General features: G+C 72.2%; 7 protein-coding genes and 1 pseudogene. 5 read left to right on the top strand and 3 right to left on the bottom strand.

Translation table 11 applies throughout. From position 1 onward, the window contains the following. Positions 1-27 precede the first annotated feature (27 nt). The gene (locus ABZ641_RS20695) at positions 28-1,134 is read left to right on the top strand and encodes an LLM class flavin-dependent oxidoreductase (protein ID WP_359983713.1); all 1,107 of its coding nucleotides are present in this window, start codon (positions 28-30) and stop codon (positions 1,132-1,134) included. 258 nt (positions 1,135-1,392) lie between these two features. Then, positions 1,393-1,833 (top strand): annotated as a pseudogene (locus ABZ641_RS20690) (flavodoxin family protein); the annotation flags it as partial. A gap of 46 nt (positions 1,834-1,879) precedes the next feature. On the opposite strand, the gene msrA reads toward ABZ641_RS20690, so the two are convergent. Further along, a complete protein-coding gene (gene msrA / locus ABZ641_RS20685; RefSeq protein WP_359983710.1) occupies positions 1,880-2,386 on the bottom strand; it encodes a peptide-methionine (S)-S-oxide reductase MsrA in 507 nt (168 codons plus the stop codon). Between the two features lie 125 nt (positions 2,387-2,511). After that, positions 2,512-2,790: a hypothetical protein gene (locus tag ABZ641_RS20680; RefSeq protein WP_359983707.1), complete on the bottom strand. Its 279-nt coding sequence runs from the start codon at positions 2,788-2,790 to the stop codon at positions 2,512-2,514. Between the two features lie 343 nt (positions 2,791-3,133). Between ABZ641_RS20680 and ABZ641_RS20675 the strand changes: the two genes are divergently transcribed. The 3 genes from ABZ641_RS20675 to ABZ641_RS20665 all read left to right on the top strand — a co-directional run bounded on the left by ABZ641_RS20675 (position 3,134) and on the right by ABZ641_RS20665 (position 5,311). After that, a complete protein-coding gene (locus ABZ641_RS20675; RefSeq protein ID WP_344623371.1) occupies positions 3,134-3,553 on the top strand; it encodes a VOC family protein in 420 nt (139 codons plus the stop codon). 563 nt (positions 3,554-4,116) lie between these two features. Continuing rightward, complete coding sequence (locus ABZ641_RS20670) at positions 4,117-4,581, top strand: hypothetical protein (protein WP_359983704.1); 465 nt, start codon at positions 4,117-4,119, stop codon at positions 4,579-4,581. 181 nt (positions 4,582-4,762) lie between these two features. Then, positions 4,763-5,311: a GNAT family N-acetyltransferase gene (locus tag ABZ641_RS20665; RefSeq protein WP_359983702.1), complete on the top strand. Its 549-nt coding sequence runs from the start codon at positions 4,763-4,765 to the stop codon at positions 5,309-5,311. A 156-nt stretch (positions 5,312-5,467) separates the two neighbouring features. Here ABZ641_RS20665 and ABZ641_RS20660 read toward each other — a convergent pair whose 3' ends face one another. After that, positions 5,468-7,354: a cellulose binding domain-containing protein gene (locus ABZ641_RS20660; protein WP_359983699.1), complete on the bottom strand. Its 1,887-nt coding sequence runs from the start codon at positions 7,352-7,354 to the stop codon at positions 5,468-5,470. Positions 7,355-7,486 lie beyond the last annotated feature (132 nt).

Raw genomic sequence — 7,486 nt, 5'->3', positions numbered from 1 at the left:
CTTCGACCCCGGCACGGGGGAGACCCCGTGGCACTGACGCTGCACTGGTTCCTGCCGACCACCGGCGACAGCCGCCAGGTGGTCGGCGGGGGCCACGGCTCCACCCCCGGCGCGGCCGGCGCCGACCGCCCGCCGGACGTCGCCTACCTCGGCCAGATCGCCCGGACCGCCGAACAACTCGGCTTCACCGGCGCCCTCACCCCGACCGGCGCCTGGTGCGAGGACGCCTGGCTGACCACCGCCATGCTCACCCAGGTCACCGATCGGCTGAAGTTCCTGGTCGCCTTCCGGCCCGGCCAGATCAGCCCCACCCTGGCCGCCCAGATGGCGGCCACCTACCAGAACCAGTCCCGCGGTCGGCTGCTGCTCAACATCGTCACCGGCGGCGAGTCCGCCGAACAGCGCGCCTACGGCGACTTCCTGGACAAGGCCGGCCGCTACGCCCGCACCGACGAGTTCCTCGACATCACCGGGCGGCTGTGGCGGGGGGAGACGGTCGACCACCACGGCGCCCACCTGCAGGTCGAGGGCGCCCGGCTGACCCGGCTGCCCGACCCCGTTCCCGAGGTGTACTTCGGCGGCTCCTCGCCCGAAGCGGCCCGGGTCGCCGCCCGGCACGCCGACGTCTACCTCACCTGGGGCGAACCGCCGCCCCAGGTCGAGGAGAAGATCGGCAGGATCCGGGCACTGGCCGCCGAACACGGTCGGACGCTCCGTTTCGGCATCCGGCTGCACACGGTGACCCGGGACACCTCCGCCGAGGCATGGGCCGAGGCGGGTCGGTTGCTCACCGGCATGGACCCGGCCCGGATCCGGAGCACCCAGGAGGCGCTCGCCCGCAGCGAGTCGGAGGGCCAGCGCCTGATGCGCGCCCTGCACGGCGGTGCCACCGGCCGCCTGGAGGTGTACCCCAATCTGTGGGCTGGCATCGGCCTGGTCCGCGGCGGCGCCGGGACCGCTCTGGTCGGCAGTCACGCGGAGGTGGCCGACCGGATCGAGGAGTACCACCGGCTCGGCATCGACGAGTTCGTCCTCTCCGGCGTCCCCCACCTCGAAGAGGCCTACCGGGTCGGCGAGGGCGTGCTCCCGCTGCTCGCCGCCCGCGGCCTCTGGCAGCCGCCGGCCCGCCGATGAGGGGCGTCGCCCCGGATCGGTGCCGCGAGAGGAGTCCGACACTTCCCGCCCGACCGGCACGGGCCGGGCGAGCCCCCTCCACGGGACCTGCGCCCGGCCTGCCGGAGCGGTCCGGGTACGGCGGGGACGGTTCTGGGCAAGGGGGCGTGCCACGTGCCGAAGCAGCATCCTCGGCCGGTGCCTACGTGATTTCCTCCATCCGTTCGTGTCCGTACCGCGGCAATGAGTGCTGGTCGGGTAGGGTGCCAGAGTGTTCCGCCGGTCTGGCTCGGCGACAACTCCTCGGTCATGAAGAAGGTGATCGAGCGGTTGTACGCCTGCTCGTCGCTGCTGAACGACCGGGGCCAGTACGCCTACTACGGGCGGGTCGGCGGCTGCCTGATCACCGGGAACGAGGACGGCGCCAAGCACTGCGCGATGAACGTCCTCTACAGCCTGCAGCACCTGGGCTACGTCGTCCCGCCGCAGGCCGACGCCGGCTGGGTCGGCGCGGCCGGCCCCGGCCCGTCGTACCTGGACGAGGGCTCCGGCGGGCCGGAGAACGACTTCACCAACCGGAACACCACCTTCATGACCTGGAACCTGATGCACCTCGCCCGGATGCTCAAGGACGCCGGCGGCATCCCCGCCCACGGCAACCAGCGCTCCGAGTGGGACGCCGGCTGCCGCTTCGACTTCGAGAACCCCGAACACAGGTGAGATCGGCGCGGCCCACGACCTCGACCGGACCCTGGGCCGGCCGAGGCTAGGCGCCCGCGCGCCGGGGCAGCTTCCAGCCGGGGCGGGGAAAGTGGCAGGTGTAGCCGTTGGGGAACTTCTGCAGGTAGTCCTGGTGCTCGGGCTCGGCCTCCCAGAAGTCCCCGGCCGGGGTGACCTCGGTGACGACCTTGCCCGGCCACAGACCCGAGGCGTCGACGTCGGCGATGGTGTCCTCGGCGACCTGCTTCTGCTCGTCGGTGAGGTAGAAGATCGCCGAGCGGTAGCCGGCACCGATGTCGTTGCCCTGGCGGTTCTTGGTCGACGGGTCGTGGACCTGGAAGAAGAACTCGAGCAGGGCCCGGAAGTCCGTCCGGGCGTCGTCGTAGAGCACCTCGATGGCCTCGGCGTGATTGCCGTGGTTGCGGTAGGTGGCGTTCGGGACCTCGCCGCCGGTGTAGCCCACGCGGGTGGACACCACCCCGGGCTGGTGGCGGAAGAGCTCCTCCATGCCCCAGAAGCAGCCCCCGGCGAGGACGGCCTTCTCGGTCGCCATGGTCTTCTCCCTCAGTGATGGACATCGGCTTGCGCTGGTGCTGACAACCAACGAGGCCACCGTATTCCTTCACAGGCGTGGACCGGCCCTCGTCCGGGTTCCGCAAGGACGCAGAACCAGCCGGTTCAGGGCGTGATCGACGTTCCCAGGCGCAGGACGGCGTTGAGGGAGGTCGCCGTCGTCGCGTCGAACCCGGCACGGCACGCGATCCCCAGGTGCTGCGCGACCTTGCGAATGTTGAGGTCGACCGCGCTCTCGGCCGGGGTGGTGAGTGCGTCGATCGCGGCGCGTGCCCGCAGTACGGCAGTGCTGACGTGGACGGCGCGGGTGATGGAGGCGGGCCACCAGCCGATCGACAACCCGGACCGGAGGACGATGCGCTCGCGGTCGTCCTCGCCGTCCATGCCACTGGTCCCCACCGCGCCGACGGCCGGGCTCACCAGGTCGGCGGGCCGAGCACCGGCTCCGCCGTCGGCACCCTGAGCCGCCGCGGGAACATCCAGGCGCTCTCCTTGGATGCGCCCGTCGCCTGGGCGAGGCAGTTGCGACGTCCTCACGCCTCGGTGCGGCAGGGGCTGCACCACGAGGTGCGGCGGGGACTCCGACTGGCCGGCAGCCAGGGGCGGATGACCCGGCGGGTCTGCAGCTGGAACTCGTTCGGCTGTGCCGCCGTCACGGGCCGGCCGTGGTGGTGTCGGTGGGGGATGGCAGCATGACGGGCCGGGTTCCGGTTCTCGGGAGGAAGTCATGCGGCAGCGACTCAATCTGATCCTGCTCGGTGTGCGCGACGTCGCCGCCTCGGTCGCGTTCTACCGGGCGCTGGGGTGGCGGAGGTCCACGGCGGGATCGGACGAGTTCGCGCTGTTCGAACTGGGTGGGGTCGCGGTCGGGTTCCAGTCCCGGGCGGCCTTCGCGGCCGACGCCGGTCTGCCCGACCGGGAGCCGGGCGGATTCTCGGGCTTCGCCCTGGCGTACGTGGCCCGCAGCGCCGACGAGGTGTACCGGGTGATGGCCAAGGCCGCCGAGCTGGGCGCCACCGTCACCCGCCCGGCCGGCCCGAATCCCTGGGGACACAGCGGATACTTCACCGATCCGGACGGCCACCTGTTCGAGGTCCTCTACGAGGACGGCTGGATCTTCGACGAGCACGACGATCTGGTGCTCTGACCGCCGCCGAAACCGAACAGCTCCCAGGCCGGCCACCCCGACGGCTCGCCCCCCGCCAGGGCGCTGCGCACCGCGTCCGCCCGTCTGATCCACCAGGCCCGTACGCGGGAGTCGGCGACGCCCCGGTGATCCGGTTCCACAACCCGAAGGAGATCAGCGGCGGCCGGAAGCCCGTCAACTGACCGCGCCCCCGGGCGTTCGGGACCGTCCACGGACCCGGACGCCGGGCGGCGGCAGACCCGGGCGGCCGCCCCGGGGACGGTCTACCGGGGGAGTGGGCGCGGGCCACTCCGGCCACCGCGGCGGCCGCGAGCCTCCGCCGGTCCAGCCGGTCACCGTCGAAGAACTCGGGCAACAGCAGCGCCGCCGCGGCCTCGGCCCCGGTGCCGTCGTCGAGGCGCAGGACGGGCACCTCGGTGGGCCGTTCCGCTGCGCCGCTGCACGGACCGGGAGCAGTCCGTCGGCGCCGAGCTGTTCCGCGAGGGGGCATGCGCCCGGCAGACCACGGAGGATGTCGGGTGATCGCCTGACAGGTGAGGTACGGGTCGGATAGATCTGTGCGGGTGAATGACTCCACTCCCAGCGAGCCCACTCCCGAGGAGGGCGAGCGCACCTCCCGCGCCGAGAACGCGAAGAACCTGATCAAGAAGCACAAGGGTAAGTTCCTGGCCGTCGGCGGCGCCATCGCCACGGTGGCCGCAGCCGTCGTCGTCGCCGGTCTCGTCGGCGGCAGCGGAACCGGGGAGACCGAAGACGCCGGGGACACCGAGGACACCGAGGACCTCAGGGATTCCGAGTCGGCCGCCGACCTCGGAGACGCGGACCGTCCGAAGCGTAAGTCCCCTGTCGGGCACGACGTCGTGGCGGCCCAGGTGAAGCTCGCGGACGGTTGGCAGGCCAGTGAGGAGCGCAGGGCGGCGTACAAGGAAGCGACGGGGGAGGACCTTCCCGCTGACAGCACCTATCGCTCGGAGCATCGTCGGGGCGACTTCGGGGACGAGGAGGATCCCGGCGACGCCGTAGCCTGAGCACCTGGCGGAAGCCGACGCGGCCTCTCACTCCTGCGTGGTGCAGGCGGAGCCGCTGCAGGGCGTCCTTGCCGTTGCTGACCCGCGGCTTCCCGGTGTGGCCGGGGCACGGGTCAGGAGCTGCTGCCGCTGACGGCCGATTCAGGCTCCTGCCCGACGGGCGTGCGATAGGTTGCCGATCATGACCGACCTGGGACCCATCGCCTGGCCGCCCGAGCCGATCAGGACCGAGAGGCTCGTGCTGCGTGCGCCCGAGGGCCGGGACCGGGCGGCGTTCGTCGATCTGCTGGCGTCGCCGGAGGTACACACCTACCTCGGGGGTGCCCGGCCGCGTGACGAGGTGGAGCGCGAGATGCGTGAGACGTCCGGGGTGCCCGAGGGGTGGCCCGGGAGTTTCGTCGTCGAGCTCGACGGGGCGATGATCGGTCAGATCCTGCTCAGGAGGGCGACGGAGCACCGTCGCCCGGCCGCGGTGGGGAAGGCCGATCTGGGGTACCTGTTCCTGCCGCGGGCGTGGGGGTTCGGGTACGCCGCGGAGGCGTGCCGGGCGGCCCTCGACTGGTTCGACGGTGTCTTCCCCGGCGAGCCGGTGGTGCTCACCACCCAGAGCGCGAACGTCGGTTCGATGCGTCTTGCGGCGAAGCTGGGGTTCACCGAGGTGGAGCGGTTCCGGGCCTGGGACGCCGAGCAGTGGCTCGGCCTGCGGTCGGCGGTCACGCCGCCGGTGTGAGCCGGAGCCCGTCCCGCCGGCGGACGGGCCGGAAACGGCGGACGGGCCGGAAATGGCGGACGGGCCGGAAACGGCGGACGGCCCCGCCGGCGGACGGTGGTCCCACGGCGTCCGGGCCCGACGAGGAGGGCGCTTCTCGTCGGGCCCGGGGCGGGATCAGACGACGGTCCGGCAGACCGTTCCGTTCAGGCGGAAGACCGTCGGGGACGGGTTGGCGCCGTTGTTGCCGCCGACGAAGCCGAAGTCGACGGAGTTGCCGCCGTTGGGGGCGAGCCTGGCGTTGTACGCGCCGTTGGTCACGCGGACGTGCTGCCCCTCGGCGGTGATGTCGGCGTTCCACCAGGAGTCGGCGGACTGTCCGGTCGACGGCCAGTCGAAGTCCAGTGTCCAGCCGTTGATGTCCGCCGGGCCGAGGTTGCTCACCACGACGTCGGCGACGAAGCCGTTGCCCCAGCCGGTGGTCACCTGGTACGCGACGGTGCAGGTGCTGTCGTCGGGGGTGCCGGTGGTGAAGGTGAGCGGTTCGGAGGGCCGGGAGAGGTGCCCCGCCTGGTCCCGGGCCAGCACGTTGACCGTGTGCCGGGAGCCCGGCGGCAGGTTGTGGAGCGTGGTGGAGGTGCCGGTGGACGAGCCGAGCAGCTGGACGGTGGTGCCGAGCTGCTCGTAGACCTCGTAGCGGTCCACCGCGCCGGTGGTGGCCGGCCAGCTCAGGGCGACGGTGTTGGCGCCGACCGCGGTGGTCCGGGGCGCACCGGGAGTGCCGACGGTGGCGGCGGACGAGCCGGTGCCGCTCTTCGGGTGCATGGTCAGCACGGTGACGGAGTAGGGGGCCAGGGTCGCCGAGGAGGAGGTGGCGGTGCCGGTCGCGTCCACCAGGCCGTCGTCGCCGGGTGCCCACCGCTGGACGGAGGGCGCTGCGGCGCCCGCGGTGAAGCCCGGGTACCGCAGGTCCACGGTGTGCTCGGCGGAGGAGCTCTTGTTGAGCAGCAGGACGCTGAGGTCGCCGTTGGCCCGGAGCACCGCGTGGGAGGAGACCTCGGGGTCGGAGGTGCCGGAGGCCACCACGCTGTCGCCCGGGTCGCTGAGGGCACCCAGCGCCTTGATGCCCCAGTACGGCGCGAACGGGGTGTTCACCGCGGGCTCGCAGACGCTGCCGGAGCAGCTGCCGTTCGACAGCATGCCCATGTCGCCGTAGTCGGTCTCACCGCCGACCGTGGTGACGGCGCCCGCGCCGTTGTGGGTGTCCCACCAGTCCACGGTGAAGACGCCGTTCTCCAGCGCCGTCATCACGGCCTCCGCGGCGAACAGGCCGTTGGGGCGGCTGGTGAAGGCACCGCTGCCGGAGTTGGAGTTCACCTCGGTCATCGCGATGCCGATGCGCGCGGAGTCGGTACCCGCGTACTGGTCCAGCAGGGTGCGCACCTGGCGGAGCTCGCCGGGGAGTTGCTGCACGGCGGCCAGCGACTGGTCGCCGGTGCTGGTGTTGGGGTACCAGTGGACGCTGACGAAGTCGACGTCGTGGGCGACGGCGGCGAGCACGGTGTGGTTCCAGTCGCCGGTGTCGCCGGCGGCCACGATGCCGTCCGGCCAGTTGCCGGGCATGGTGAGCACCGCGCCGATCTTGACGGTGGGGTCGACGGCCTTCATGGCCGCGGCGTACGCCTTGACCTCCCTGGCGTACTGGTCGGGCGTCTTGTCGGCGTGGACGTCGTTCTCCCAGCCGCTGCCGTAGACGCCGTTGCCGTAGATCTCGTTGCCGATCTCCCAGTACTTCGCCCCGTAGTTCTTGGTGACGTTGGCGTACCGGACCCAGTCCGCGGCCTCCTGGGCCGTGCCGGAGCCGTAGTTGGCGATCAGGACCGGCTGGGCGCCGGAGGCCTTTACGGTGCCCATGAAGGCGTCGAAGTCGGTGCCGGGGGCGACGTACCCGCCCGGTGCGGTGTTGTCGACCCAGTGGTAGATGTCGGAGTAGGAGCCGCCCGGGTAGCGCAGCGCGCCGATTCCGGCGGCCTTGTACAGGGAGACCACCTGGGGGTCGTTCATGTACGAGTCCCAGACGGCGGCGTTCGCGCCGAGCGCGGTGGAGCCGACGGTGCCCAGACCCGCGCTCGCGTTGACCGTGACGGTGGTGCACCTGGCCGAGCCGCGGATCAAGGCGGGCGTCCTGCTCGCCGC

It is taken from the genome of Kitasatospora sp. NPDC007106, assembly GCF_040634455.1.
Classification (GTDB): Bacteria; Actinomycetota; Actinomycetes; order Streptomycetales; family Streptomycetaceae; genus Kitasatospora; species Kitasatospora arboriphila.
The sequence above is the reverse complement of the archived record's forward strand: the minus strand, read 5'-3'. Positions and strand labels throughout refer to the sequence as shown.